The organism is Streptomyces sp. DT2A-34, from assembly GCF_030499515.1.
Lineage (GTDB): Bacteria > Actinomycetota > Actinomycetes > Streptomycetales > Streptomycetaceae > Streptomyces.
Genome location: NZ_JASTWJ010000001.1, coordinates 2,178,641 through 2,204,682 on the forward strand (window position 1 = coordinate 2,178,641; position 26,042 = coordinate 2,204,682).

Genomic DNA, 26,042 nt, shown 5'->3' on the forward strand with positions numbered 1-26,042 from the left:
TGGATCATGGTCGGGTGATACGTCGACATGAACTGTCGGATGCCGAATGGGAGTTCGTCCGGCCGCTGCTGCCCGCATCGTTGCGGGGCAGGAAGCGGCTGGACGACCGCACCGTGCTCAACGGGATCGTGTGGAAGTTCCGTACCGGGACGGCCTGGCGGGACGTGCCCGAGCGGTACGGTCCGTGGGCCACGCTGCACACCCGGTTTCGCCGGTGGGCCCTGGACGGCACGTTCGAGCGGATGCTCCAGGCCGCCCAGTCGAGGGCGGACGCGAGCGGCGACATCGACTGGCTCGTGTCGATCGACTCAACCGTGGTCCGTGCCCACCAGCACGCTGCCGGGGCCCGAAAGGGGGCTCCGCAGCCCCGGACTCGGTCGGTCCCGAGGCGGCCTGACCAGCAAGATTCACCTGGCATGCGATGCCCTGGGACGCCCGCTCGCCTTCACCGTCACAGGCGGGAACACCAACGACTGCACCCAGTTCACCGCCGTGATGGACGCGATACGGGTGCCTCGCCTCGGGCCGGGACGGCCCCGTGTCCGGCCCGACCACGTCATCGGCGACAAGGGCTACAGCTCCAAAGCGATCCGGGCCTGGCTCAGGCGGCGGGGCGTCGGCCACACCATTCCGGAACGTTCCGACCAGATCCGCAACCGGCTCCGGCGCGGCCACCGCGGCGGGCGCCCGCCCGCCTTCGACAAGCAGCTCTACAAGCGGCGCAACGTGGTCGAACGATGCTTCAACCGCTTGAAGCAGTGGCGAGGCATCGCCACCCGCTACGAGAAGACCGCCGAGTCCTACCAAGCAGCCGTCACCCTCGCATCGCTCCTGATGTGGGCGTGACATTTGAAGACACCGCCTAGTACTGCAACGGTGCTTGTCGTGACTGCTGGCCAGGTTGGTCGTTGGTGTGGTGATGGGTGGGGACCTTGCTGATGTCAGGTTGTGGGCCGGTGAACTGACCGCTCTGCACGAGCGTTTCGTACACCGGTTCAGCAGGTCGGAGCCGAGGGAGTCGGCGCTGGCCTATATGCGCGGGTTGATCGCTCCGTTGGGACGGAAGAACGGCTGGACGCTGGCCGAGCAGGCCGGCCATTCAGGCCCGGACCGCATCCACCGGATGCTGAACCGGATCGAGTGGGACGCCGACGAGGTGCTCGATGACGTGCGTGACTACGTCGTCGAGCACCTCGGTGACCATGAGGCAGTCCTGATCGTGGACGACACGGGCTTCCTGAAGAAGGGCATGCGGTCGGCCGGGGTGCAGCGGCAGTACTCCGGAACCGCCGGGCGGACGGAGAACTGCCAGATTGGCGTCTTCCTCGCCTATGCGACCCCACGTGGACGGACACTGATCGACCGACGGTTGTATCTGCCCACGTCCTGGATGGAGGACCGCGAGCGGTGCCGCCGGGCCGGCATCGGTGACGACGTCGCCTTCGAGACGAAGGTGACCATGGCGAAGGCGATGGTCCGTCGCGCGATCGCGGACCGGATCCCGTTTCGGTGGGTGACTGCTGATGCCGCCTATGGCTTTTCCAAGGGCTGGCGCTTCGAGCTGGAGCAGGCCGATGTCTTCCACGTCATGGCCACCACCCGGCACGACACCGTCGTGACCCGCTGGGCGATCGACCACCCCATCCACGACCTGTTCAACGGCCTGCCGCGGCAGAAGTGGAAGCGCCGTTCCTGCGGCACCGGGGCTCACGGCCTGCGGATCTACGAATGGGCTCGCGTCGAGGTGCGGCCCTGGCACCGGCCCGATCGCCGCCACTGGGTCATCGCCCGCCGCAGCGTCAGCCGACCCGGGGAGGTCTCCTACTACATCGCCTACTGCCCCACCGAAACCACCCTCGACGACCTGATCCGCATCGCGGGCAGCAGGTGGGCCATCGAAAAATGCTTCCAGAGCGCGAAGCAGGAATGCGGCCTGGACGACTACCAGGTCCGCCGCTATCCCGGCTGGCACCGCCACATGACCCTGGCCATGGCCGCCCACGCCTGCTTGACCATCCTGCGAGCCCGCGAGCTGGACACCGACAAAGCAGAAACGGATCCTCCCAGCTCATCCATCTCAGCCTTGCCGAGATCAGACGACTGATCACCCGCCTCACCGACCGCCGGCCCGTCACTGCCGACCACATCCTGCACTGGTCACACTGGCGTCGACGACGCCAACACCAAGCCCGCGTCAGCCACTACAAGCGACGCGGACACAGCCCCTGAAAAGGGACTGTAAATCGTTCGGTGTAACTCCCGATCATGGAAGATGCACCGATGACCAGTGAGAACGTGGCCGAGCACGAGGTCGGCGAGTCGGCGGCGGCTGTGTCGGCGAAGGCCGTCGACGACCAGCTGATCGACGAGTTGGTGAGCCGGGCGCAGGCAGAGGGTCTGCAGCTGACCGGTGAGGGCGGGCTGCTCCAGCAGCTGACCAAGCGGCTGCTGGAGTCCGCCCTGGAGGGCGAGATCACCGACCACCTCGGCTATGACAAGCACGATCCGGCGGGCAAGGACGGCGGCAACTCCCGCAACGGCAAACGCTCCAAGACCGTGCTGACCGAGGTTGGGCCGGTGGAGATAGCCGTGCCCCGAGACCGGGACGGCTCGTTCGAGCCGAAGATCGTCAAGAAGCGGCAGAAGCGCCTGACCGGCGTCGACGAGATGGTGATCTCGCTTGCCGCGAAGGGCCTGACCACCGGCGAGGTCCAGGCCCACCTGGCCGAGGTCTACGGCGCCGAGGTCTCGCGGCAGACCATCTCCACCATCACCGACAAGGTCCTCGAGGGCATGGCCGAATGGCAAAGCCGCCCACTCGACGCCGTCTACCCGGTGGTCTTCATCGACGCCATCCACGTGAAGATCCGCGACGGCGCAGTCGCCAACCGGCCCATCTACGTGGCCCTGGCCGTGACCGTCGAGGGCCGGCGCGAGATTCTGGGCCTGTGGGCCGGCGACGGCGGGGAGGGTGCCAAGCACTGGCTGCACATCCTCACCGAGATCAAGAACCGCGGCGTCGCTGACGTGCTGATGCTCGTCTGCGACGGGCTCAAGGGACTGCCCGAGGCGGTGGAGACGGTCTGGCCCCGCACCATCGTGCAGACCTGCGTGGTCCACCTGCTGCGGAACTCCTTCCGCTATGCCGCCCGCCAGGACTGGGACAAGATCGCCAGGCTCCTCAAGCCCGTCTACACCGCGCCGACCGAGGAGGCCGCCCTGGACCGGTTCGCGGAGTTCGCCGACGCCTGGGGCAGGAAGTATCCGGCGATCGTCAAACTCTGGGAGAACGCGTGGGAGGAGTTCACTCCGTTCCTGCGCTTCGACACCGAGATCCGCCGCATCGTCTGCACCACGAACGCGATCGAGTCGGTCAACGCCCGCATCCGGCGGGCAGTCAAGGCCCGCGGACACTTCCCGAACGAGCAGGCCGCCTTGAAGTGCGTCTACATGGCCATCATGTCCCTCGATCCCACCGGCAAGGGCCAAGCCCGATGGACCATGCGCTGGAAGACCGCGTTGAACGCCTTCGACATCACCTTCGACGGCCGGCTCTCAGCGGCCCGCCACTAACCCAACCACCCCAGTTACACCGTTCGTTTGACAGACCCCCTGAAAACTGCCCAGCAATCAGCACAAACACCGTTGCAGTACTAGTAGTGCTTCGTTAGGTTGTGGGCTGTCTGTGGCTGCTCCGAGGGCTGGGCAGGGGGCGTCCGCAGGTGGTGCAGGTACCGGTCCAGCACCTCAGCAGGTCCTGAAGAACGTCGAGGACCTGGTAGAGGGTCAGGCCGGTGTGTGGACTTTTGGGTCGAGCCGCCTGAGGGTGAGGAATGCCTGGGCGGCGGTGACGAGGGTGACGTGGTGGTGCCAGCCGCGCCAGGTGCGGCCCTCGAAGTGGTCCAGTCCGAGGCCATGCTTGAGCTCGCGGTAATCGTGCTCGATCCGCCAGCGCATCTTGGCCCACCGCACCAGGTCAGCGGCCGGTGTGGCGGCAGGCAGGTTCGATATCCAGTAGTCCGTCGGAGCGTCCTGGCCGTCCGGCCATTCGACGAGGAGTGTCTGGACGGGCAGGACGCCGTCCCACCGGTTGCGGCCGCCGCCCGCCTCCTGCGCTGCGGCCAGGGACTGCTTGCCCGCGGGCCGCACTGTCAGCACCGCGAACCGCGAAGTCATCGCGCCTTTGCTGCCCTGCCTCCAGGTCACCTCGGTGAACCGCTCCGCACCCGCCTCCCCGGCGAGGACGCAGACGGCTCGCGGTGGGGTGCGGTAGCGGGCAAGGGTGGGCGGTCCGAGCCCGCCATACGCAGGCTGGTGCGGCTCAGCATCCTCCGGGTGGGCGACTTCCTTCCCGTTCAGGGCCAGGACATAGGACAGCCCTCGCTCCTGGAGACCGAGCCGGAAGGGGGTGCTGACGCCGTAGCCGGCGTCGGCGACCACGACCGGCGCCTTCAACTGCCACTGGGCGAGTGTGTCCAGGAGACCGAGCGCGAGACGCCACTTCTCCCGGTGCACCACGTCGTCGGGGACTCCTGCCCTGCGGCATCGGTCCGGCTCGTCCGTCCACTCACGCGGCAGATACAACTGCCACTCCAACGGGCACGAGGCAGTGTCGGTGGCGGCATGGACACTGACCGCGACCTGGCAGTTCGCCCGCTTGCCGACCGCTCCGCAGTACTGGCGGGCCACCCCGACCGACGCCTTGCCGCACTTGGGGAACGAGACATCGTCGATCACCCACACCTCGGGCCTGACAACTCCGGACAGCCGCTCGGCGATCCGCTGCCTGACCGGCAGCGGATCCCACGGCGACTGGTTCACGAACTGCTGCAGGGCCTGCATGTTCCCGTCCGGCAGACGCTCGGCCATCGGCTGGATCGACTTGCGCCGGCCGTCGAGCATCAGGCCCCGCAGATAACACTCGCCCCACCGCCGCTGATCCCGCCGCGGAAACGACCCGAACACATCGGCAACGAACTCCGCCAACTCGCCCCGGAGCCGTTCCACTTCCCCCAACCTCACTCCGGGAAGCTGCCCACGATCAGCCGAGATCACTCAACGTAACGAAGCACTACTAGGTCGCGGTCACCGCCGAGGCTCCGTCTAGTTTCGACCCCTCGCGAACTGATGGCGCCCGTCCCCACCGCTTCATCGCGGCGAAGCACTGCGAGTTGTCTGGAGCCGACCCGCTGCAGGCCCACTGCCCCCCTGTGTCTCTCAGTGCGCCCTGTTTTCGCAGTTCAGCCCCGATTGTCAGACCCTCCCCGTAGCGTTGTGAGTCCTACTCGTGGCGGCTGCGGGGAGTACCAATGGAGGACGACCTTCAGATCGACAGGGACGAAGACCTCTTCCGTAACCCCGTCTACTACGAACCGGCCGGCCGTAACCTCGACCTGGACCGCCCCGACCTCGGCGTTCCGCAGGGCCGAGACCTCCTGAATGTGCTCCTGCGCATGCGAGGACGTGTCCCCGTCGCGAAGCGCGGGCTCATCTGCCCCGACTGCCGGGACCTCCGCGGCCGACGCGTCCCCATGTACCTCGCCCAGCGTGACGGCGTATGGCTTGCCTCCCACTACCGGAAACCCGGGGAGAAGCCCATCAGCCACGAGTCCGACGAACACCTCGCCCGCAAGGAACGCGTCGCGAAGGACTCCGAAGATCACGGCTTCCACGCCGACATCGAGTCGCAGACCGCCGACGGGCACGTACGCCTCGATGTACGCATCAACGGCGCCAACGGCATCGTCCTGGGCTAGCCTCAGCTGAGCGCCCAGACAGCCCGCGGAATGCGTGCACGGGAGCGGTTCCGGCGCCGCGGCGGTATTCAGTCGGTCTGGGACTTCGCTGACCCCGACCACGCAGGCATCGGCACCGTCCCTTACGTCCGCACGCCCAACCTGCCGGCCTCCGTCATCCTCGTGCAGAAGAACCCCATCGCGGTCCAGGACGGCAACTTCGTCCTGGAGGAGGGGCAGTGCAGCCAAAACGGCGCGCTCACCCGTTGCCCGGAGAAGCCCTACGACCCGGAGAACCCCACCGACGCCGGGTACTGCGGGGGCTGGCACCGCGTCCTCATGCCCGCCCATCAGTCGAGCACCTTCACAGGGGAAGGCGGCCTGACCCTCACCCGGTTCATCGTGGAAGCTGCGGCAGGTGAGCGGATCCCGTTCCAGCGGGGCGGCCACCACGGTTGGCTCCCCGCACAACAGTGGCAGCAGTACCTAGAGGCGAACGGGCCCGCCCTAGACGACAAGGAGCGCCAGCCATCCGTACGACAGGGGGACCGGCGCGACAGGTGCACTGAGGACCGTCCGGCTTCGGAGGTGCGGGCTGAACCGAAGCATCCACGTGGCAGCCGCGCGATCGTCCTTGAGTCCCGCCCCCGGGAAACCGAGGCCGCCAGAGTTCCGGTCGACGCGTCGGGTCAAACGATCCCGCTCTGCCGCTTCGGCTGCGGTCAGCCCGCAAGCCTTCAAGGACCCGAAGGGTTGCCCGAGCACTTCTCGTGCCGCAGGAAGCATGAGGCGTGATCCATCGGCCACCGCTGACCGCCACCGCCACCCTGCCCTACGTCGAGTAGAACCGAAAGGGCATCCGCCAGTCGTGGGAGTCCTCTGGGACTCTTCTGGGGCTTCCGGCTTCATCGACCGGCACGAGCATGGAACAACTGAAAGACCATTCGCGCAGGTCAGCGGTCAAATCCCCCTCATCGTGGCAGGTCACCGCGCTGGCTGGTCTGTTCCGGGACATCTGACCAGCAGGACTCAGTCGGTCTGCACTCAGCGTCGCCTGCCCTCGTCGTCCCATCGGTGCTCGCCACCTCGACAGGGTCTGACCTGCCCGACAAGGCACCTGACACCCCATCAGAACGAGCGTCAAATGAGCGTCACGAGCGTCATTTCAGCGTCAAGATATCGCCCGTAACGCGCATACCGCACATAATGCGCATGCACAAAACCGCAGGTCAGGACCCCTTAGCCACCGGCTCCAGAATCGCCACGCACTCCACATGATGAGTCATCGGAAACAGATCAAACGCCCGCAACATCCGCACCCGATACCCCCATCCCGGAAGTACCCCAAATCCCGCGCCAACGCCGCCGGATCGCACGCCACATAGGCGATCCTCCGCGCCCCCAACGACGCAAGATGCGCCACCGTCTTCCGTCCAGCCCCAGCCCTCGGCGGGTCCAGCACGATCAGGTCCACCTCGGTGATACCGGTACGCGGCAGCACCGCCTCCACCTTGCCCTGCTCGATGCGTACCCGGTCGAAGTCGGCCAGGTTGTGCCGGGCGTCCTCCACCGCGCGCTTGCCGGACTCGATGCCGAGGACCGCGCCCTTGTCGCCGAGCCGGTCGGCGAGCGCGCCCGCGAACAACCCCACACCGCAGTACAGGTCGAGCGCCATCTCGCCCTTGCGGGGCAGCAGGCCCTGCATGACCGCCGTCACGAGGGTGTCCGCCGCCTTCGGGTGGACCTGCCAGAAGCCGCCGCTGCCCACGCGGTACGTACGGCCGTCCGCACGCTCGCGGACGAAGGGGCGGCCGTGAACGCGGTGGGTTCCGCCGTCCTTCTCGCCGACCCGCATCACGGAGACCGGCTTGTCCAACTCCACGATCGGCAGGCGCCCGCCAGGCCTCGGCGTCAGGATCACCTGCCGGTCCTGCGAACCCGTCGCCGCGATCGCCTCGACCCCGGCCATGCCCGTCCAGTCACGCTTCTCGATGCCCAGCTCGCTGACGCCCTCGGCGGCGATCATGCAGTGGTCGATCGGCTCCACCTCGTGCGAGCGGTGCCGGCGCAGTCCGGCGTGGCCGTCGGCGTCCACCGCGTACTGCACCCGCGTCCGCCACTGCGGCACCTGCCCCGCCGGCAGCTTGTCGCCCTCGGCCGGCATCACCGTGCCGTCCCAGCCGACGTCCTCCGGCGTCAGCCCCGCGAGCCGCTGCAGCTGCTCGACGATGACCTCGCCCTTCATCCGGCGCTGCGCCCCCGGCTTGGCGTGCTGCCAGTCGCAGCCACCGCAGCGGCCGGGGCCGGCGAAGGGACAGGGCGCCTCGATGCGGTCCTTGGAGGCCGACAGGACCTCCACCGCATCCGCGCGCAGGAAGCGGTCGCCCTCCTCGCCGTCGGTCACTTGGGCCACGACCCGCTCGCCGGGCAGCGTGTGGCGGACGAACAGCACCTGGCCGGCGTCGGTGCGGGCGATGCAGTGCCCGCCGTGGGCGACGGGGCCGATCTCGACCTCGTACTCCTCCCCCACCAGCGACTTCTTCGGTTCTGCCTGCATGGTGGGGTGACTCCAGATCGAGAAGGGGTACGGCCCTGAAACAGCGGTCGAAGGACGGGCATGAGCACGGTCCGACCGGCGGTCCCTCAGGGCCTGACAACAGCCCACCACTCTACGTGCTGCTTGCCGCGCCCCGGTCCTTCCGTCCGCGCTGGGCGTCCGGCCGTCAGCGCTGGGCGTCCGGCCGTCAGCGCTGGGCGTCCGGCTCCTTCGCCCGCTCCTCGGCCGGCCCCCGCCGCACCGCACCCGGCGCGTTCCACTCCTGCCGCTTGCGGGCCCGGACCTTGGCCGCCTCGGAGGACTGGAGCTGGTACGGCACCGAGGTCACCATGATGCCCGGCGTGAACAGCAGCCGGCCCTTCAGCCGCAGCGCGCTCTGGTTGTGCAGCAGATGCTCGTACCAGTGGCCGACCACGTACTCGGGGATGATCACCGACACGGCGTCGCGCGGGGACTCCTTGCGCACGCTCTTCACGTACTCGATGATCGGCCGCGTGATCTCGCGGTAGGGCGAGTCGAGCACCTTCAGCGGTACGTCGATGCCGCGCCGCTCCCACTCCTCGCGCAGCGCCTTGGTCTCCACCGGGTCCACGTTGACGCTGAGCGCCTCCAGGGTGTCCGAGCGCATCAGCTTGGCGTAGGCCAGGGCGCGCAGGGCGGGGCGGTGGATCTTGGAGATGAGGACGACGGAGTGCACGCGGGACGGTCGTACGCTGTCGTCGCTCGGTCCCTCGGGGGCGGCGAGTTCCTCGGAGACGTGGTCGTAGTGGCGGCGGATCGCCGTCATCGTGCCGTAGAAGATCACCATGCCGAGCAGGGCCACCCAGGCGCCGTGCGTGAACTTCGTGACGAGAACGACGATCAGGACGAGGCCGGTGAAGAAGGCGCCGAAGGTGTTGATCGCGCGGGAGCGGATCATGTGGCGGCGCTTGGCCTGGTCCGTCTCCGTGACCAGGAGGCGGTTCCAGTGGCGGACCATGCCGGTCTGGCTGAGCGTGAAGGAGACGAACACACCGACGATGTACAGCTGGATCAGCCGGGTGGAGTCGGCGCCGTAGATCCACACCAGCAGGATGGCCGCGCCCGCCAGGAGCACGATGCCGTTGGAGAAGGCGAGCCGGTCGCCGCGGGTGTGCAGCTGGCGCGGCAGATAGCGGTCCTGGGCGAGGATCGAGCCGAGCACCGGGAAGCCGTTGTAGGCGGTGTTCGCGGCGAGGAACAGCACCAGGGCGGTGGCCGCGGCGAGCACGATGAAGAAGAAGCTGCCCTTGCCGAAGACGGCCTCGGCGACCTGGGTGATCACCGGGTTCTGGACGTAGCCGGCGCCGACCGCGACACCGTCCTTCAGCAGGTCGACGGCCGGGTTCTCGGCCATGCGGACCTTGGTCACCATGGCGAGCCCGATGATGCCGCAGAACATCGTGACGGCCAGCAGGCCCATCGCCGCGAGCGTGGTCGCGGCGTTCTTCGACTTGGGCTTGCGGAAGGCCGGGACACCGTTGGAGATCGCCTCGACACCGGTGAGCGCGGCACAGCCGGAGGAGAAGGCGCGCAGCAGGAGGAAGACCAGCGCGAAGCCGGCCAGTCCCTCGTGCTCCGGTTTGATCTCGTACGACGCCGTGGGCGCCCGCATGGTGTCGTCCAGGACCAGCCCGCGGAACGCACCCCACGCGATCATGATGAAGACGCCCGCGACGAAGACGTACGTCGGGATCGCGAAGAGGCTGCCGGACTCCTTGACGCCGCGCAGGTTCATCAGCGTCAGCAGCACGATCACGCCGACCGCGCACTCGACCTTGTGCTCGACGACGAACGGGACCGCGGAGCCCAGGTTCTCGATGCCTGAGGAGATCGAGACGGCGACGGTCAGGACGTAGTCGACCAGCAGGGCGCTCGCGACCGTCAGACCGGCCTTGGGGCCGAGGTTGGTGGTGGCCACCTCGTAGTCCCCGCCACCGCTGGGGTAGGCGTGCACGTTCTGCCGGTAGGAGGCGACGACCGTGAACATCAGCACCACGACCGCCACCGCGATCCAGGGGCTGAAGTGGTACGCCGACACGCCCGCGATGGAGAGGACCAGCAGTACTTCTCCGGGCGCGTACGCCACGGAGGACAGCGGGTCGGAGGCGAAGACGGGGAGTGCGATGCGCTTCGGCAGGAGCGTTTCCGCGAGCCGGTCGCTGCGCAGCGCGCGCCCGATCAGAATCCGCTTGGGCACGTCGGTCAGTTTGGACACAACAGAGAATCGTAGGCCCCCTGCCTGGGCCGGAGCACATCCGGGTGAAATCGCGCGCGGCGCGGGGGTGAATTCCGGGCCACGCACGCGCCGGGCGCCGGCCTCCCGGGCGTCCCCATGCCTCCATGACCTGCGTCAGTACGCTCATCACATCCGGGAGCCCTCATGTCGCAGACGACCGCTCAGCTCGTCGGTGCCCTCGCCTCGCTCGCCGGACTCGCCGCCCTGGCACTGGCCAGCCTCCGCAGCTTCAACCGCCGCTGAGAGAAGGCTGCTGAGGGAGGGCTCACGCCCCTCACCGGACGCCCTGCCATGTGTGTCCGACCCTGACGTTACGGTGGACTCAAGGCACAGGCGAGCCCGCGACCCATCCCGCGAGGGATCATCGACGGGATTCCCCGGCATGATGTTGCCCAGCGGTCCGCGACCGGCCCGCGCCTGTTGCCCGGCGAACCGAGAGAAGGATATGAGCGCCACGTTCACGCAAGTCAGACGCCTAACGAGGAGTGCGGGGTAAGCGCCGTGCACATCGTGATCATGGGTTGCGGAAGGGTGGGCTCCGCTCTGGCCCAGACCCTGGAGCAACAAGGGCACACGGTCGCAGTGATCGACCAGGACCCCACCGCCTTCCGCCGGCTGGGCCCCGGGTTCGGAGGCCGCCGGGTCACCGGCGTCGGCTTCGACCAGGACACGCTGCGCGAGGCGGGTATCGAGGAGGCGGGCGCCTTCGCCGCCGTCTCCAGCGGTGACAACTCGAACATCATCTCCGCGCGCGTGGCCCGCGAGATGTTCGGCGTGGAGAACGTCGCGGCCCGTATCTACGACCCCCGTCGCGCCGAGGTCTACCAGCGCCTGGGCATCCCCACCGTGGCCACCGTCCGCTGGACGGCCGACCAGATGCTGCGCCGCCTGCTGCCCTCGGGTGCCGAGCCGCTGTGGCGGGACCCCACCGGAGGCGTCCAGCTCGCCGAGGTGCACGCCTCCGCGGCCTGGGTCGGCCACAAGATCAGCAAGCTGCAGGAGGAGACCGGCGTGCGCGTCGCGTTCCTCACCCGCCTCGGCGAGGCGATCCTGCCCACCTCGCAGACGGTGCTGCAGGAGGGCGACCTGGTGCACGTGATGATGCGCACCGACGAGGTCGACAAGGTCGAGGCGGCGTTCGCCAAGGGTCCCGAAGAGGAGGGCGGTCACTGATGAGGGTCGCCATTGCCGGTGCCGGCGCGGTGGGTCGCTCCATCGCGGGCGAACTGCTGGAGAACGGCCACGAGGTCCTGCTCGTCGACAAGGCGCCGACCGCCATCTCGGTCGAGCGCGTCCCGCAGGCGGAGTGGCTGCTCGCCGACGCCTGCGAGATCACGTCGCTGGACGAGGCGGCCCTGCAGCGCTGCAACGTGGTGATCGCCGCGACGGGAGACGACAAGGTCAACCTGGTCGTGTCCCTGCTGGCGAAGACGGAGTACGGCGTCCCGCGCGTCGTGGCCCGCGTGAACAACCCCAAGAACGAGTGGCTGTTCAACGAGTCCTGGGGCGTGGACGTGGCGGTCTCGACCCCCCGCCTGATGTCGGCCCTGGTCGAGGAAGCGGTGAGCGTCGGCGACCTGGTCCGCCTGCTCCGCTTCAGCCACGGCGACGCGAACCTCGTGGAGCTGACCCTGCCGGAGGAGTCGGCCCTGGCCGGCACCCGGGTCGGCGACGTGGAGTGGCCCCAGGACACGTCCCTGGTCACCATCATCCGCGGCAACCGGGTCCTGACCCCGTCCCGCGAGGACTCCCTGGAGGCGGGCGACGAGCTTCTGTTCGTGGCCGCGCAGGCGCGGGAGGAGCAGCTGGAGGATCTGCTGTCGGTGCGACGCGAGGACACGGCGGGCTAGCCGCTTCGCGCGATACGACGACGAAGGGCGCCCCGAATCTCGGGGCGCCCTTGCCTACCAGCCCGTCCGGCGTTTGAGGACGAGGCCCGTTCACGGCCGACGGGGGTCCAGGGGGCTCCGCCCCCTGGCGGGTGGAAGGGGCGGAGCCCCTTCAGGATGGGACGGGTAGGGGCGGCGGGGGCGAAACCCGTCGACGGCAATTGCGGCGCCCGGCGCCTACTCGGCCGCCGCAGCCTTCCGCTCCCGCTCGGCCTTCTCCTCCGCCTCCATCTCCGCGAACACATCGATCGGCGCCGGCGCCTTCGCCAGGAACACCCACGTCAGCCACACGGCCAGCAGGAACGGCGGAATCTTCAGCGCGACCAGCACCCACCCCAGCTGCGTCGTGTCCGCCCACCAGTACAGCGGGAAGAGAATCGCGCACTTGGCGAGAAGGATCAGCCCCCACGCCCAACTGGCCTTGGCATACGCCTTCTTGCGCCCGGGGTTGCGCTTGCGCCAGGAGAGGTTCTCCTTGAACACCGGCCCGAGGATCAGCCCGATCAACGGCACACCGCACAAGGTCGTGATGATGTACGCGAGCCCCAGCCCCAGCGTGTAGAGCATGCCGGGCAGATAGAAGTCCTTCGCGTTGCCGGTCATCATCGCGAACACGACACCGAAGGCGACGCCGAAGACACCACTGAACGCGTGCTTGACGGTGTCCCGCATCACCAGGCGCACCACCACGAGCAACAGGGACACCCCGAGCGCGGCGATGGCCGACAGGTGCAGGTCCTTGTTGACCGTGTAGATGGTGACGAAGAGCAGACCGGGCAGCACCGTCTCGATCATGCCGCGCATGCCGCCGAAGGCCTCGAACAGCGCGGCCTCGGTCACCGCCCGGGCATCCTGCTCGGCGTCTGCGCCGGTGTCGGTGGTGTCTTCAGTCGGCTTGTCGAGCGACGTCACCGGCTACTCCCGTCCGAGGGGTCTCAGTTCGTATTTCGGGTTGAACAGCACCCGGCGGCCTCGGCTCATCGAGACCCGGCCCGATGCGATCAGCCGGCGCCCGGGCTCTATCCCGACTATGGAGCGCCTGCCGAGCCACACCACGTCGAGGGCGGCGGAGCCGTCGAACAGCTCGGCCTCCAGGGCCGGGACTCCCGCACGCGGCCGCAGGGTGACCGTGCGCAAGGTACCAGTAACCGTCACGATCTGTCGGTCATGGCAGTCACAGATCTTGATGCATCCGGCCGTCTCGGCGTCCTCCCGCAGCTCCTCGGACTCCAGGTCCTCCTGCGACGAGGAGAGCCGGTCGAGCATGCGCCGGAACCGGCCCACCGACTTTTCGGAACGAGGAACAGCACTCATGTCTTGAAGCCTACCGGGGTGCACCGACACTCTCGTACCCCTGGTGCCAACCCCGGAATCAGCCCCCTGTGACCAGCTCACTTCTCAAATCGGTAGCCCATCCCCGGCTCCGTGATGAAGTGCCTGGGATGCGAAGGATCGGCCTCCAGCTTCCTGCGCAACTGGGCCATGTACACCCGCAGATAGTTCGTCTCCGTCCCGTACGACGGCCCCCACACCTCCTGCAGCAGCTGCTTCTGGCTGACGAGCCGCCCGGTGTTGCGGACCAGCACCTCCAGCAGATGCCACTCCGTCGGGGTCAGCCGTACGTCCTTGCCGGCCCGGTTGACCTTCTTCGCGGCCAGGTCGACGGTGAACTCCTCGGTCTCCACCATCACGTCGTCCTCACCGCCCCCGGTCGGTTCGGCCCGGCGGACGGCGGCCCGCAGCCGGGCCAGCAGCTCGTCCATGCCGAAGGGCTTGGTGACGTAGTCGTCGGCGCCCGCGTCCAGCGCCTCGACCTTCTCGTCGGAGGAGTGCCGGGCGGACAGCACCAGGATCGGCACCCGGGTCCAGCCGCGCAGCCCCCGGATCACCTCGACGCCGTCCATGTCGGGCAGACCGAGGTCGAGGACGACCACGTCGGGGTGGCGTGTGGCGGCGAGTTCGAGGGCGGTGGTGCCGTCGTGGGCCGCGTCCACCTCGTATTTGCGGGCCTTGAGGTTGATCACGAGGGCGCGCACGATCTGCGGCTCGTCGTCGATCACCAGCACCCTCGTGGGGGCCTGGGGGGTCCCCCCGGTCGGGCTCAGCATGTGGCCTGCCTTTCAGGTTCCGCGGGGCGCTCCACAGACGCGGCCCCCTCTTCGAGAAGCTCCGCGCGCGCTCCCGCCGCCCGGAGGGTGAGGACCATGGTGAGGCCGCCGCCGGGCGTGTCCTCGGCGTTGAGGGTGCCGTTCATGGCCTCGGCGAAGCCGCGCGCGACCGCGAGCCCGAGGCCCACTCCGGCACCGCGCGGGGCGTCGCCGTAGCGCTGGAAGGGCGCGAAGATACGTTCCTTGGCCTCGTCGGGGACGCCGGGCCCGCGGTCGACGACGCGCACCTCGACCCGTTCGGCGATGGCGCTCGCGGAGACGAGGACGGCCCTGCCGTCCGGGCTGTACTTGACGGCGTTCTCGACCAGGTTGGCCACCGACCGCTCCAGCAGCCCGGGGTCCACGGCGACCATGGGCAGCGTCTCCGGAATGTCCAGCTCGACGCTGTCCTCCGGCACCCCGCCGAGCGCCATCGGCACCACCTCGTCGAGGTCGATCTCCCGGATCAACGGCGTCACCGTGCCCGTCTGCAGCCGCGACATGTCCAGCAGATTGCCGACCAGATGGTCGAGCCGGTCGGCGCCCTCCTCGATCCCCTCCAGCAGCTCGGCCTCGTCCTCCTCCGACCACGCCACGTCGTCGGACCGCAGCGAGGACACCGCCGCCTTGATGGCCGCGAGAGGCGTACGCAGGTCATGGCTGACGGCGGCCAGCAGCGCCGTACGGATCCGGTTGCCCTCCGCCAGCTCCTTGGCCTGCTCGGCCTCGCTCTGCAGGCGCTGACGGTCCAGGACCACCGCGGCCTGCGCGGCGAAGGCGGCCAGCACCCGACGGTCCTCGGCGGGCAGCACCCGGCCGGCCAGCGCGAGGGCCATGTGATCGCCGACCGGCACGTCCACGTCCGCGTCCTCCGGCCGCTCCGGCGCCCGCCCCGAGCCCACCCGGCCCGCACACGTCCACGGGTCGACGTCGCTCTGCCGCTCCAGCAGCGCCGCCGCCTCCATGCCGAACGTCTCGCGGACCCGCTCCAGCAGCTCCTCCAGGCCGGTCTCGCCGCGCAGCACGTTCCCGGCGAGGAAGGACAGGATCTCCGACTCGGCCCGCAGTCGAGCCGCCTGATGGGTGCGGCGGGCGGCGAGGTCCACCACGGAGGCCACCGCCACCGCCACGAAGACGAAGATCACGAGCGCGAGCAGGTTCTTCGGGTCGGCGATGGAGATGTGGTGCAGCGGCGGTGTGAAGAACCAGTTGAGCAGCAGCGAGCCGACCGCGGCCGAGGCCAGCGCGGGGTAGAGGCCGCCGAGCAGGGCCGATGCCACCGTCAGGGTCAGGAACAACAGCATGTCGTTCGCGAGGCCGAGGTCGGCGTCGATGTGGGTGAGCAGCAGGGTGAGCAGCGCCGGACCGCCGACGCCGATGAGCCAGCCCCACACGATCCGGGACCGACCGAGGCTCGCGCCCCGGGCCACGGGCAGTCCGCGTCCCTTGGCGGCCTCCTCGTGCGTGACGATGTGGACGTCGAGGTCGGGGCCCGAGTCCCGGGCGACCGTGGCGCCGACCCCCGGCCCGAGGACGTACTGCCAGCTCTTGCGGCGTGAGGAGCCGAGCACGATCTGAGTGGCGTTCACGCCACGCGCGAAGGCCAGCAGCGCCGCCGGGATGTCGTCGCCGACGACGTGGTGGAAGGTGCCGCCCAGGTCCTCGACGAGGGTGCGCTGGACGGTGAGTTCCTTGGGTGAGGCGGAGGTGAGGCCGTCGCTGCGGGCGATGTACACGGCCAGCACCTCGCCGCCGGCGCCCTTCTCCGCGAGCCGCGCGGCCCGGCGGATCAGCGTCCGTCCCTCCGGACCGCCGGTCAGCCCGACCACGATCCGCTCCCGGGAGCCCCAGATCGTCGACACCCGGTGATCGCTGCGGTACTGCTTCAGATACTCGTCGACCCGGTCCGCCACCCACAGCAACGCCAGCTCCCGCAGGGCGGTCAGGTTCCCGGGCCGGAAGTAGTTCGACAGGGCGGCGTCGACCTTGTCGGGCCGGTAGATGTTCCCGTGCGCCATCCGCCGCCGCAGCGCCTGCGGCGACATGTCGACCAGCTCTATCTGGTCGGCCCGCCGCACCACCTCGTCGGGGACGGTCTCCTGCTGCCGTACGCCGGTGATCGACTCGACGACGTCCCCGAGCGACTCCAGATGCTGGATGTTGACGGTCGTTATCACGTCGATCCCGGCCGCCAGCAGCTCCTCCACGTCCTGCCAGCGTTTGGCGTTGCGCGAGCCGGGGATGTTGGTGTGGGCCAGCTCGTCGACGAGCGCCACCTGCGGACGCCGCGCCAGTACGGCGTCGACGTCCATCTCGGTGAAAACGGCCCCTCGGTACCCCAGCTCGTTACGGGCGATCTGCTCCAGCCCGTGCAGCATCACCTCGGTGCGGGCCCGGTCATGGTGCTCCACGAACGCCACCACGCAGTCCGTACCCCGCTCTACACGGCGGTGCGCCTCGGACAGCATCGCGTACGTCTTGCCGACGCCCGGTGCCGCACCGAGGTAGATCCGAAGCTTGCCGCGTCCCATGGCCCTATTGTCTTCCGGTCCCACTGCTGTCTGCGCAGCGTCGACCTTACGGCCAATAATCGCGACAAATGGGGCCGGGTACGGCGCTCGGAACGTCTTTGACGCAACTCTGACGCTCCGCCGCCGCGCCACCACGCATGGACCGCCCACGAACACGACAGGGCCGCACCCCGTGACGGGGTGCGGCCCTCGAAGCCGTACGACTACCGGACCTCGGTGATCTCCGGCCCGCGCTGGAGCTGGCCCATGCCGCCGCCGAAGCGCGAACCGGCCTCCTCCTGCTGGACGCCCTCGGGGACCATCTGGGCGTCGTTCGGCAGCTTCAGGACGATCGGGTCGCGGGGCGCCATCGGGCCCTCGCCGCGGACCACGACCGTGTCCCGGAAGATCTGCTCGAGCAGACCGGCCGCCTGCGGCTGCACCGCGCCCTGGCCCGAGATCACCCCGCGCAGGAACCAGCGGGGACCGTCCACGCCGACGAACCGCACCACCTGGAAACCGCCCGTGCCGTCCGGCAGCTGAACCGGCACCTGGGCCCGCAGCTCCCAGCCCAGGGGGCCCTCGACCTCGTCGATGATGCCACCCTGCTGGGTGATGCCGGAGCCGATCTCCTCGCGCACCTCGCCCCAGATGCCCTCGCGCTTGGGCGCGGCGAAGGCCTGCAGCTGGATGGCGCTGTCGCGCAGCACGACGGTCGCCGCGACGATCGCGTCACCCGCGACCTCGACGCGCAGCTCCATGCCGTCGACGCCCGGCACCAACAGGCCGCCCAGGTCCACCCGGCCCTCGCCGGGGTCACGGACCTCGGAGCTGTCCCAGGGCCCGTCGGGCCGCGGCTCCGGTTCGAGCCGTACGCGCTCGCGCGTGCCGTCGTCGTCCGCCTCAGTGTCGATGTCGACGACCTGCTCGGGCTCGCCGGCCGCGTCCTCGGCGGCACCCTTCTTCTTGCGACGTCCGAACACGTCACTGTCCTTCCCGGTCGGATACGACCGAAGCGTATCGATTCCCACCCGTTGCGCCGCCGTCGGCGGCCTGACCGCTTGTGCTGCTTGTGCCGCCCACCGCGGCATGGCCGCCGGTGGACCCGAAGCCCCCTTCGGCCCGTGCCGAATCGGGAAGCTCCGCGACCTCCTGGAAGCGAACCTTCTCGACCTGCTGGACGACCAGTTGGGCAATCCGGTCGAAGCGCTCGAACCGCACGGTCTCATGCGGGTCGAGATTCACCACGATCACCTTGATCTCCCCACGGTACCCGGCATCAACCGTCCCTGGGGCATTCACCAGGGCGACACCGAGGCGGGCGGCGAGACCGGAACGTGGGTGCACGAAGGCCGCGTACCCCTCCGGCAGGGCGACTGACACCCCGGTGGGCAGTACGGCCCGCTCCCCCGGCTTCAGTTCGCGGCTGACGGTGGTGCGCAGATCGGCTCCCGCGTCACCGGGGTGCGCGTACGTCGGCAGCGGTACGTCGGGGTCGACGCGCCGGATCAGCACGTCGAGTTCTCGACGGGGCTCACGGCTCACGGGTTCACCTCGAAGGCACGGGCACGGCGGACCTGGTCCGGGTCGTTCATGGCGGCCCGGATCTCCTCCGGGCGGCCGTTGTCGATGAAGTGGTCGACCTTCACCTCGATGAAGAGGGCGTCGGCGCGGACGGCGACGGGCCCGTCGGGACCACCGATCCGTCCGGTGGCGGTCGAGTAGATCTTGCGGTCCGCCACCGCCGTCACCTCCGCCTCCAGATACAGCACCGTGCCCACCGGAACGGGCCGCACGAAGTCGGTCTCCAGCCGCCCGGTCACGGCGATCGTGCGCAGCAGCCAGTTGAGCGAGCCGAGGGTCTCGTCGAGGGCGCTCGCGAGCACACCGCCGTGCGCGAGTCCGGGGGCGCCCTGATGGGCGGGCTGCACGGTGAACTCGGCGGTGATGCTGACGCCGTCACCGGCACGCGCCTGCAGGTGCAGCCCGTGGGCCTGCTCGCCGCCGCAGCCGAAACACTCGCCGTAGTGCGCACCGAGAAGCTCACCGGGCGCGGGAGCATCGGGGTGCCGGGCCGGTTTCACGGCGTCGGCCGGAGGCTTGAGAGTTGCGGAAGTACCACTCACAGCCGCAGACCTTACCCGCGCGTCGGCGGGTTCCGGACACCGTGCCAAGCTTGGCTTCATGCAGCTCTCCGCCGCCCCGTACGAAGAACGCCTGACCGCCCCCCGCACCTGGTGGCTGATCTCGTTCCTGGTCGGGGTCTCCCTGGCCCTGATCCTCCTGCCCTTCGGCACGCTGCCCATGCTCGCGGGCCTCGCCGGCGGGACCGCCGCGGCAGCCGTCATGGCGAGCTCGTACGGCTCGGTCCGCATCCGTCTGGTGGGCGACTCGCTGATCGCGGGCGAGGCGAAGATCCCGGTGCGTGCCCTCGGCGAGGCACACGTCCTGGACCCCGAGGAGGCCCGCGCCTGGCGCACCCACAAGGCCGACACCCGGGCCTTCCTCCTCCTGCGCGCCTACATCCCCACGGCACTGCGCGTGGAGGTCACGGACCCCGAGGACCCGACCCCGTACCTGTACCTGTCGACTCGGGAGCCGGAGCGGTTGGCGGAGGCGATCAGGGCCGCGAAGGCCTCGGTCTAGAACACCGGAGCGGGCCTTCACCGGCCTGGTCAAGGCTTGTGCTCGCCGTGGCAAAACTTCGCCGCGGCCACGCCGAACGGCCTCTGCGCGGCCGCCGTACCGCCTCCCCCTGGGAGATCTCAGCGGCCCCCGAGCCTCTTGCGCCCGCGTACCCGCCCGATGTCACCCATCTCCAGCGGTTCCGCCGGGCGCTCCAGCGGGGGCAGTTCCGGCAACTCGTCCCACGGCACCTGGATCTTGCGCAGGTCCGCCCGAATCCGGGCCGCGAGCTTCTTGGTGTCCCGGCGGTTCATGACCGCGCCCACCGCGGCTCCCACCATGAAGGGCATGAGGTTCGGCAGATTCCGGACCATCCGCTTCATGATCTGCTGACGCAGCTCCCGCTTCATCTGCCCACCGAGAGCGGCGTTGACCGTCGCCGGCTTCATCGGGTCGATGCCGCGCTCCTCGGACCACGAGGACAGATACGCGGTACTGCGGTTCTTCAGATTGCCGGGCGGGCGTACGCCGTACACCTCGTGCAGCTCGGCGATCAGCTTCAGTTCGATCGCCGCCACACCGGTGATCTCGGCGGCCAGCTCCATCGGCATCGCGGGCGGCACCGGCAGCATCGCCGCCGCACCGACTCCCGCGCCGACCGTCGAGCTCGCGTTCGCCGCGCCTGCCACGAGCTTGTCCGCGATCTGCTCGGGCCCCAGGCCCGGGAATTGTCGGCGAAGGGTCGCGAGGTCGCGTACGGGGATCCGCGGGGCGTTCTCGATGATGCGGTCGGCGAGGTACCCAAGTCCGGCTCTGGCGCGGCTGCCGCCCTTACGGACGCCTTCCCGGGCCTTCTCCCGGATCACCGCGGCCCGCCGCCGAACGACGGGCGCGGCAACCTCCGCCGGTGCCGGGAGACCGGCCCCGACGTCGGTTCGAGCGAGGCCCCCGTACCGGATGAGCCCCGCCCGTCGTCACGCGCGCCGTACGGGCCGTCGGACGGCCCTTCGTCCGCTCCCGACCGTCGGGAGCGGCGCTTCCAAGGTGGGGTCGAGCCAGTCATGCCCGACCCGACCTCAGTCGCAGTCGCGGCAGATCGGCTGACCGTTCTTCTCCCGGGCCAGCTGGCTGCGGTGGTGCACCAGGAAGCAGCTCATGCAGGTGAACTCATCCTGCTGCTTCGGCAGCACCCGGACGGCCAGCTCCTCATTGGAGAGGTCCGCGCCGGGCAGCTCAAGGCCTTCTGCGGCCTCGAACTCGTCGACGTCCACAGAGGAAGTCGACTTGTCGTTCCGCCTGGCCTTGAGCTCTTCAAGGCTGTCCGAGTCGACGTCGTCGTCGGTCTTGCGTGGGGTGTCGTAATCCGTTGCCATGTCGCTCTCCCCCTCTGGGTGTCTGCGGTGTCTCCAGCGCACGTAACGCGTGAGAGGCCGGACTTGTGCCCGACCCGAGGCGGAGATTTTGCCTCACATCAAGGTCTGTTACTCAATCGACACCCAACCGGACTCCTCAAGAGTGATCGGCTTGGATGGCGAACGGGACCGTACACGGTCCTAATGCCGCAGTTCAAAGGCGTCTCACCGTGTACTTCCCGTGATCAAGACCCCCGAAAACCCGGATTTTCCCGGCTTTCCGACGGTCCGCATGATCACTTTCAGTAGATGGCCAGAAAATCGCCCTTGTGATCGATCACACACGGGGCCGCTCGCCGAGTGCCCAGAAAATTCCGCGCAAAGCGAACATCCCCCGTATCTCCGTCGGGTGTCGGCGCACATGGTCTCAGATCGGCAGAGTCACCCGCATCACGAGTCCTCCGCCCTCACGCGGCTGCGCCGTGATGTGCCCGCCGTGTGCTCGGGCCACGGACCGCACGATGGACAGCCCCAGGCCGACGCCCTTGTCGCTGCCCGTGCGCTCCGTACGCAGCCGTCTGAACGGCTCGAAGAGATTGTCGATCTCGTACGCCGGCACCACCGGCCCGGTGTTCGACACGAGCAGGACCGCCTGCCCGTGCTGGACGTCGGTGGTCACCTCGACCCAGCCGCCCTCCGGGATGTTGTAGCGGACGGCGTTCTGCACCAGGTTCAGCGCGATCCGCTCCAGCAGCACGCCGTTGCCCTGGACGACCGCGGGCTTCTGCTCGCCGCGGATCACCACGCCCTTGCCCTCGGCATCCGCGTGCACCTGGTCGACGGCCTGCTCGGCCACCTCCGCGAGGTCCACCGGTTTGCGCTCGACGATCTGGTTGTCGCTGCGGGCGAGCAGCAGCAGCCCCTCCACGAGTTGCTCGCTGCGCTCGTTGGTGGCCAGCAGCGTCTTGCCGAGCTGCTGGAGTTCCATCGGTGCGTTCGGGTCCGACAGGTGCACCTCGAGGAGCGTGCGGTTGATCGCCAGCGGGGTGCGCAGCTCGTGCGAGGCATTGCCGACGAAGCGCTGCTGTGCGGTGAACGCCCGCTGCAGCCGCTCCAGCATCTCGTCGAAGGTGTCGGCGAGTTCCTTCAGCTCGTCGTCCGGGCCGTCCAGTTCGATACGGCGGGACAGGTCCGAGCCCGCCACCGCGCGCGCGGTCCGGGTGATCCGGCCCAGCGGCGACAGGACCCGGCCGGCCATGGCGTAGCCGAAGGCGAAGGCGATGACGGCGAGGCCGAGGAGGGCGAGGAGGGAGCGGCTGAGCAGATTGTCCAGGGCGTGCCGGCGCTGGTCGTCGATGCAGGCGCTGATCGCCTCGTTGAACTGGGAGAACGTGAGGTTGTCGGACTTGATCGCGGGGCAGTTGTCGCTCGTGACCTGGAGCTGGGTGGCGTCCACGATCTTGAACAGCGGTTCGTTGCCCGTGTTGATCGCCTGTGCGGCCAGCAGGTAGATGATCGACAGCAGCAGGATGCCGGCGATCAGGAACATGCCGCCGTACAGCAGCGTGAGCCTTATCCGGATGGTGGGACGCAGCCACGGGAAGGGGGGCTCCACCCTCCGGGGGTCCCAGGTGGGCTTCGGGGGCGCCTGCGGAGGCGCGGGAGTCGCGGCCATGGCCGATCAGATCCGGTAGCCGGAGCCGGGCACGGTGACGATCACCGGAGGCTCCCCCAGCTTGCGGCGCAGTGTCATGACGGTCACCCGCACCACGTTCGTGAAGGGGTCGGTGTTCTCGTCCCAGGCCTTCTCCAGCAACTGCTCGGCGGAGACCACCGCCCCCTCGCTGCGCATCAGCACTTCCAGGACGGCGAACTCCTTCGGCGCGAGCTGCACCTCCTTGCCGTCGCGGAAGACCTCGCGGCGATTGGGGTCGAGCTTGATGCCGGCACGCTCCAGGACGGGCGGCAGCGGCACGCTCGTACGGCGGCCGAGGGCACGCACGCGTGCCGTCAGCTCACTGAAGGCGAAGGGCTTGGGGAGATAGTCGTCGGCGCCGATCTCCAGCCCCTCCACGCGGTCGCTGACGTCGCCGGAGGCCGTGAGCATCAGCACGCGCGTGGGCATGCCGAGTTCGACGATCTTGCGGCAGACGTCGTCGCCGTGCACCAGCGGGAGGTCGCGGTCGAGGACGACCACGTCGTAGTCGTTGACGCCGATGCGCTCCAGGGCGGCCGCACCGTCGTACACGACGTCGACGGCCATGGCCTCCCGGCGCAGTCCGGTGGCCACCGCATCGGCGAGCAGTTGCTCGTCCTCGACGACGAGTACGCGCACGTCGCTTGTCCTTCCTGTGTCCACCCGCGTAGCGCTTGTCTCGCCCGCGAGCAGGGGTGTTGGTCGGGTGTCTTGGCCTCCATCCTGCACTTTTCCGCCATAAGTCGGCGGTAAGGCGGGTGTGCGGACCATGAAGGACGGGTGTGAAGCCCGGGAATGCGAGATTTTCTCTTGCGGTTGAGGTTTCCGCGGAAGGGACCGGGGGGAGGACGGCTTTACACCCCGCGATCACGCTCTGCTCGTGCCGCACCACCATGCGGTACGAATCGATCCGCTTTCCGCAGAGCGGGCGTGGGTGTCCGGCACCGTCGCCGCCCGGCCAGGGCAGCGCTGGGCACCTATCGGAGACGTGATCGCCCCTTCCGAACGGCACACCCCCGTGCCACCGACCCACGACCCAGGACGAGGGGGCGCAGCATGGACGCATTCACCGCAGGACTTCTGCAGCGCATAAGGGCGACCGAGTCCGACCTGACGCGGGCTCGTGACGAGGGCGACGACTTCCTCGTCGAGGTGGAGCAGGGCGAGCTCGACGACCTGCGCCGCCTCGCCGCCGAGCACGGTGTGGAAGTCGGCGCGTCACGCGTCTGACCAGCACGACGAAGGGGCCCCGGCGAATCCAGCGCCGGGGCCCCTTCGCGTCCTCCCGCGATCAGTCGTGCCAAGCGCCGAAGTCCTCCAGGAGCCGCTGGAGGGGCTCGAAGACTCCCGGCGTGGCCGCCACCGCGAGGTCGCGTGACGGGCGCTCTCCGGGGCGCCCGCCGGTCAGGGCGCCCGCTTCCCGTGCGATCAGGTCGCCCGCGGCCACGTCCCAGGCGTTGAGGCCGCGCTCGTAGTAGCCGTCGAGGCGGCCCGCGGCCAGGTCGCACAGGTCGATCGCGGCCGAGCCACCGCGCCGGATGTCACGCAGGAGGGGGATCAGCCGCTGCGCGACGTCGGCCTGGTGGGCGCGGACCTCGGTGACGTAGTTGAAGCCGGTCGAGACCAGGGCCTGGTCCAGGGGCGCGGTGGGCCGGCAGCTGAGCCTGCGCTCGCCGTCCCAGGGCCCCGTGGCCCAGGCGCCGGTGCCGCGGACCGCGTGGTAGGTCTCGCCGCGCATCGGGGCCGCCACGACGCCGACGACCGCTTCACCGTCCTGCTCGGCGGCGATGGAGACGGACCAAGTGGGCAGTCCGTACAGGTAGTTGACCGTGCCGTCGAGCGGATCGATCACCCAGCGGATGCCGCTCGTGCCCTCGGTGGAGGCGCCCTCCTCGCCGAGGAAGCCGTCGTCCGGGCGGTGCTCGGAGATCAGATCGGTGATCAGCTTCTCCGCCGCGATGTCCATCTCCGTGACCACGTCGATCGGGCTCGACTTGGTCGCGGCGACCGCGAGGTCGGCCGGGCGGCCGTCGCGCAGCAGCTCGCCCGCGCGACGGGCGGCCTCGCGGGCCAGCCGGAGCAGTTCCGAGTGCAGGGGGTCGGTCACGGGGCTCCTCACGCGTACGGGCTGTCGGCGCCCGCGGCGGCCGGCCTGGGGGCGCGGGCCGGGCAGCAGCCGATCGGGCAGAGGTTGTGGTCGGCGCCGAGCGCACCGAGGGCGCAGGGCGTGACCTCCTGGCCGCGCTCCACGGCGGCACGCTCCAGGACGAGGTCGCGGATCGCGGCGGCGAACCGCGGGTCGTCGCCGACGGTGGCCGAGCGGCGCATCGGCAGGCCGAGCTCCTCGGCCTTGGCCTTGGCCTCCGTGTCGAGGTCGTAGAGGACCTCCATGTGGTCGGAGACGAAGCCGATGGGCGAGATCACGACCGCCGGGACCCCGGCCTCGTGCCGCTCCTCGAGGTGGTCGCAGATGTCGGGCTCCAGCCACGGGATGTGCGGGGCGCCGGAGCGGGACTGGTAGACGAGCTGCCAGGGGTGGTCGACGCCGGTGCGCTCGCGTACGGCGTCGGCGATCAGCCGCGCGACGTCCAGGTGCTGCTCGACGTACGCGCCGCCGTCGCCCTGCTCCTCGACCGGGCCGGAGGTGTCCGCGGCCGCGGTCGGGATCGAGTGGGTCGAGAAGGCGATGTGCGCGCCGTCCCGGATGTCCTCGGGAAGGTAGGCGAGGGACTCGACGACACCGTCGATCATCGGCTCCAGGAAGCCCGGGTGGTTGAAGTAGTGCCGCAGCTTGTCGACCTTCGGCAGCTCCAGGCCCTCGGCCTCGAGGGCGGCGAGCGAGTCGGCGAGGTTCTCGCGGTACTGGCGGCAGCCCGAGTAGGAGGCGTAGGCGCTGGTGGCGAGGACGATGATCCGGCGGCGGCCGTCGGCGACCATCTCGCGCAGGGTGTCCGTCAGGTACGGCGCCCAGTTGCGGTTGCCCCAGTAGATCGGCAGGTCCAGGCCGTGCTCGGCGAAGTCCTTGCGGAGGGCGTCGAGCAGGGCGCGGTTCTGGTCGTTGATGGGGCTGACCCCGCCGAACAGGAAGTAGTGTTCGCCGACTTCCTTCAGGCGTTCCTGGGGGATGCCCCGCCCACGGGTCACGTTCTCCAGGAACGGGATCACGTCGTCCGGGCCCTCGGGGCCGCCGAAGGAGAGCAGGAGCAGGGCGTCGTAGGGGGTGGCATCGCGCGCGTCTGGCATGGGTCGATCCTGTCATTCGGTACTGACAGCC

The 26,042-nt window shown here is 69.4% G+C and carries 23 protein-coding genes and 2 pseudogenes; 9 read left to right on the forward strand and 16 right to left on the reverse strand.

The window, feature by feature from the left end; all coding sequences use genetic code 11:
- Window positions 1–17 precede the first annotated feature (17 nt).
- The 3 genes from QQM39_RS09405 (at window position 18) to QQM39_RS09415 (ending at window position 3,573) form a co-directional block, all read left to right on the forward strand.
- Window positions 18–846 (forward strand): IS5 family transposase gene (locus tag QQM39_RS09405; RefSeq protein ID WP_302003470.1). Its coding sequence is split into 2 segments (ribosomal slippage): window positions 18–355 and window positions 354–846, totalling 831 coding nucleotides; the frame shifts between segments, so codons are not numbered across the junction.
- A gap of 73 nt (window positions 847–919) precedes the next feature.
- Window positions 920–2,104 carry an IS701 family transposase gene (locus QQM39_RS09410; protein ID WP_301996237.1) on the forward strand — a complete coding sequence of 395 codons (1,185 nt, stop codon included), beginning with the start codon at window positions 920–922 and terminating at the stop codon, window positions 2,102–2,104.
- Window positions 2,105–2,280: 176 nt separating this feature from the next.
- Window positions 2,281–3,573, forward strand: coding sequence for an IS256 family transposase (locus QQM39_RS09415; protein WP_301994513.1), 1,293 nt, complete (start codon window positions 2,281–2,283; stop codon window positions 3,571–3,573).
- Window positions 3,574–3,786: 213 nt separating this feature from the next.
- On the opposite strand, the gene QQM39_RS09420 is transcribed toward QQM39_RS09415, so the two are convergent.
- Window positions 3,787–5,022, reverse strand: coding sequence for an IS701 family transposase (locus tag QQM39_RS09420; protein ID WP_301996238.1), 1,236 nt, complete (start codon window positions 5,020–5,022; stop codon window positions 3,787–3,789).
- A gap of 287 nt (window positions 5,023–5,309) precedes the next feature.
- Between QQM39_RS09420 and QQM39_RS09425 the strand changes: the two genes are divergently transcribed.
- A complete protein-coding gene (locus QQM39_RS09425; protein ID WP_301996239.1) occupies window positions 5,310–5,756 on the forward strand; it encodes a hypothetical protein in 447 nt (148 codons plus the stop codon).
- Between the two features lie 30 nt (window positions 5,757–5,786).
- Window positions 5,787–6,530: a hypothetical protein gene (locus tag QQM39_RS09430; RefSeq protein ID WP_301996240.1), complete on the forward strand. Its 744-nt coding sequence runs from the start codon at window positions 5,787–5,789 to the stop codon at window positions 6,528–6,530.
- A gap of 434 nt (window positions 6,531–6,964) precedes the next feature.
- Here the strand turns inward: QQM39_RS09430 and QQM39_RS09435 are convergent.
- Together QQM39_RS09435 and QQM39_RS09440 are read right to left on the reverse strand one after the other, a co-directional pair.
- A pseudogene (locus QQM39_RS09435) lies at window positions 6,965–8,292 on the reverse strand (class I SAM-dependent RNA methyltransferase).
- 187 nt (window positions 8,293–8,479) lie between these two features.
- Window positions 8,480–10,528 carry an APC family permease gene (locus QQM39_RS09440; protein WP_301996241.1) on the reverse strand — a complete coding sequence of 683 codons (2,049 nt, stop codon included), beginning with the start codon at window positions 10,526–10,528 and terminating at the stop codon, window positions 8,480–8,482.
- Between the two features lie 522 nt (window positions 10,529–11,050).
- On the opposite strand from QQM39_RS09440, the gene QQM39_RS09445 reads away from it, so the two are divergent.
- Together QQM39_RS09445 and QQM39_RS09450 are read left to right on the forward strand one after the other, a co-directional pair.
- On the forward strand, window positions 11,051–11,722 hold the full coding sequence (locus tag QQM39_RS09445; RefSeq protein ID WP_274244370.1) for a TrkA family potassium uptake protein: 672 nt from the start codon (window positions 11,051–11,053) through the stop codon (window positions 11,720–11,722).
- Window positions 11,722–12,399 (forward strand): TrkA family potassium uptake protein, encoded by a 678-nt coding sequence (locus QQM39_RS09450; RefSeq protein WP_301996242.1) that lies wholly within the window; start codon window positions 11,722–11,724, stop codon window positions 12,397–12,399. The genes QQM39_RS09445 and QQM39_RS09450 overlap by 1 nt, the downstream gene beginning before the upstream one ends.
- 216 nt (window positions 12,400–12,615) lie before the next feature.
- Here the strand turns inward: QQM39_RS09450 and QQM39_RS09455 are convergent, their stop codons facing one another.
- The 7 genes from QQM39_RS09455 to QQM39_RS09485 all read right to left on the reverse strand — a co-directional run bounded on the left by QQM39_RS09455 (window position 12,616) and on the right by QQM39_RS09485 (window position 19,221).
- Window positions 12,616–13,350 carry a DUF3159 domain-containing protein gene (locus QQM39_RS09455; RefSeq protein WP_301996243.1) on the reverse strand — a complete coding sequence of 245 codons (735 nt, stop codon included), beginning with the start codon at window positions 13,348–13,350 and terminating at the stop codon, window positions 12,616–12,618.
- A gap of 3 nt (window positions 13,351–13,353) precedes the next feature.
- A complete protein-coding gene (locus QQM39_RS09460) occupies window positions 13,354–13,752 on the reverse strand; it encodes an OB-fold nucleic acid binding domain-containing protein (protein ID WP_301996244.1) in 399 nt (132 codons plus the stop codon).
- 77 nt (window positions 13,753–13,829) lie between these two features.
- Window positions 13,830–14,546, reverse strand: a complete 717-nt coding sequence (locus QQM39_RS09465) for a response regulator (protein ID WP_301996245.1) — start codon at window positions 14,544–14,546, stop codon at window positions 13,830–13,832.
- Window positions 14,540–17,116 (reverse strand): sensor histidine kinase KdpD, encoded by a 2,577-nt coding sequence (locus tag QQM39_RS09470; RefSeq protein ID WP_301996246.1) that lies wholly within the window; start codon window positions 17,114–17,116, stop codon window positions 14,540–14,542. The genes QQM39_RS09465 and QQM39_RS09470 overlap by 7 nt, the downstream gene beginning before the upstream one ends.
- A gap of 203 nt (window positions 17,117–17,319) precedes the next feature.
- Entirely contained in the window at window positions 17,320–18,078 is a 759-nt protein-coding gene (locus QQM39_RS09475; RefSeq protein WP_301996247.1) for a DUF3710 domain-containing protein, read from the reverse strand.
- 1 nt (window position 18,079) lies between these two features.
- Window positions 18,080–18,640, reverse strand: a complete 561-nt coding sequence (gene dut / locus QQM39_RS09480; protein WP_301996248.1) for a dUTP diphosphatase — start codon at window positions 18,638–18,640, stop codon at window positions 18,080–18,082.
- Window positions 18,637–19,221, reverse strand: coding sequence for a PaaI family thioesterase (locus QQM39_RS09485; protein ID WP_301996249.1), 585 nt, complete (start codon window positions 19,219–19,221; stop codon window positions 18,637–18,639). Before QQM39_RS09485 ends, dut begins: the two co-directional genes overlap by 4 nt.
- Before the next feature lie 58 nt (window positions 19,222–19,279).
- On the opposite strand from QQM39_RS09485, the gene QQM39_RS09490 reads away from it, so the two are divergent.
- A complete protein-coding gene (locus QQM39_RS09490; protein WP_301996250.1) occupies window positions 19,280–19,741 on the forward strand; it encodes a DUF3093 domain-containing protein in 462 nt (153 codons plus the stop codon).
- Between the two features lie 119 nt (window positions 19,742–19,860).
- On the opposite strand, the pseudogene QQM39_RS09495 reads toward QQM39_RS09490, so the two are convergent.
- From QQM39_RS09495 to QQM39_RS09510, 4 genes and pseudogenes are all read right to left on the reverse strand, one after another.
- A pseudogene (locus tag QQM39_RS09495) lies at window positions 19,861–20,783 on the reverse strand (hypothetical protein).
- A 13-nt stretch (window positions 20,784–20,796) separates the two neighbouring features.
- Entirely contained in the window at window positions 20,797–21,093 is a 297-nt protein-coding gene (locus QQM39_RS09500; protein ID WP_003997302.1) for a DUF4193 domain-containing protein, read from the reverse strand.
- A 406-nt stretch (window positions 21,094–21,499) separates the two neighbouring features.
- Entirely contained in the window at window positions 21,500–22,747 is a 1,248-nt protein-coding gene (locus tag QQM39_RS09505) for a HAMP domain-containing sensor histidine kinase (protein WP_301996251.1), read from the reverse strand.
- A gap of 6 nt (window positions 22,748–22,753) precedes the next feature.
- Entirely contained in the window at window positions 22,754–23,407 is a 654-nt protein-coding gene (locus QQM39_RS09510; RefSeq protein ID WP_007385219.1) for a response regulator transcription factor, read from the reverse strand.
- Between the two features lie 417 nt (window positions 23,408–23,824).
- Here QQM39_RS09510 and QQM39_RS09515 point away from each other — a divergent pair, with 417 nt between their 5' ends.
- Window positions 23,825–23,998: a hypothetical protein gene (locus QQM39_RS09515; RefSeq protein WP_164904867.1), complete on the forward strand. Its 174-nt coding sequence runs from the start codon at window positions 23,825–23,827 to the stop codon at window positions 23,996–23,998.
- Between the two features lie 61 nt (window positions 23,999–24,059).
- On the opposite strand, the gene QQM39_RS09520 is transcribed toward QQM39_RS09515, so the two are convergent.
- A complete protein-coding gene (locus QQM39_RS09520; RefSeq protein WP_301996252.1) occupies window positions 24,060–24,875 on the reverse strand; it encodes an inositol monophosphatase family protein in 816 nt (271 codons plus the stop codon).
- A gap of 8 nt (window positions 24,876–24,883) precedes the next feature.
- Window positions 24,884–26,011 carry a ferrochelatase gene (locus tag QQM39_RS09525; RefSeq protein ID WP_301996253.1) on the reverse strand — a complete coding sequence of 376 codons (1,128 nt, stop codon included), beginning with the start codon at window positions 26,009–26,011 and terminating at the stop codon, window positions 24,884–24,886.
- Window positions 26,012–26,042 lie beyond the last annotated feature (31 nt).

Bases quoted from the DNA above. Each gene is read 5' to 3' on its own strand.
- QQM39_RS09410 (WP_301996237.1), top strand. From the start codon at position 920: ATGGGTGGGGACCTTGCTGATGTCAGGTTGTGGGCCGGTGAACTGACC.
- QQM39_RS09500 (WP_003997302.1), bottom strand. From the start codon at position 21,093: ATGGCAACGGATTACGACACCCCACGCAAGACCGACGACGACGTCGAC.
- QQM39_RS09450 (WP_301996242.1), top strand. From the start codon at position 11,722: ATGAGGGTCGCCATTGCCGGTGCCGGCGCGGTGGGTCGCTCCATCGCG.
- QQM39_RS09505 (WP_301996251.1), bottom strand. From the start codon at position 22,747: ATGGCCGCGACTCCCGCGCCTCCGCAGGCGCCCCCGAAGCCCACCTGG.
- QQM39_RS09460 (WP_301996244.1), bottom strand. From the start codon at position 13,752: ATGAGTGCTGTTCCTCGTTCCGAAAAGTCGGTGGGCCGGTTCCGGCGC.
- QQM39_RS09415 (WP_301994513.1), top strand. From the start codon at position 2,281: ATGACCAGTGAGAACGTGGCCGAGCACGAGGTCGGCGAGTCGGCGGCG.
- QQM39_RS09425 (WP_301996239.1), top strand. From the start codon at position 5,310: ATGGAGGACGACCTTCAGATCGACAGGGACGAAGACCTCTTCCGTAAC.
- QQM39_RS09515 (WP_164904867.1), top strand. From the start codon at position 23,825: ATGGACGCATTCACCGCAGGACTTCTGCAGCGCATAAGGGCGACCGAG.
- QQM39_RS09490 (WP_301996250.1), top strand. From the start codon at position 19,280: ATGCAGCTCTCCGCCGCCCCGTACGAAGAACGCCTGACCGCCCCCCGC.
- QQM39_RS09430 (WP_301996240.1), top strand. From the start codon at position 5,787: ATGCGTGCACGGGAGCGGTTCCGGCGCCGCGGCGGTATTCAGTCGGTC.
- QQM39_RS09465 (WP_301996245.1), bottom strand. From the start codon at position 14,546: ATGCTGAGCCCGACCGGGGGGACCCCCCAGGCCCCCACGAGGGTGCTG.
- QQM39_RS09470 (WP_301996246.1), bottom strand. From the start codon at position 17,116: ATGGGACGCGGCAAGCTTCGGATCTACCTCGGTGCGGCACCGGGCGTC.
- QQM39_RS09525 (WP_301996253.1), bottom strand. From the start codon at position 26,011: ATGCCAGACGCGCGCGATGCCACCCCCTACGACGCCCTGCTCCTGCTC.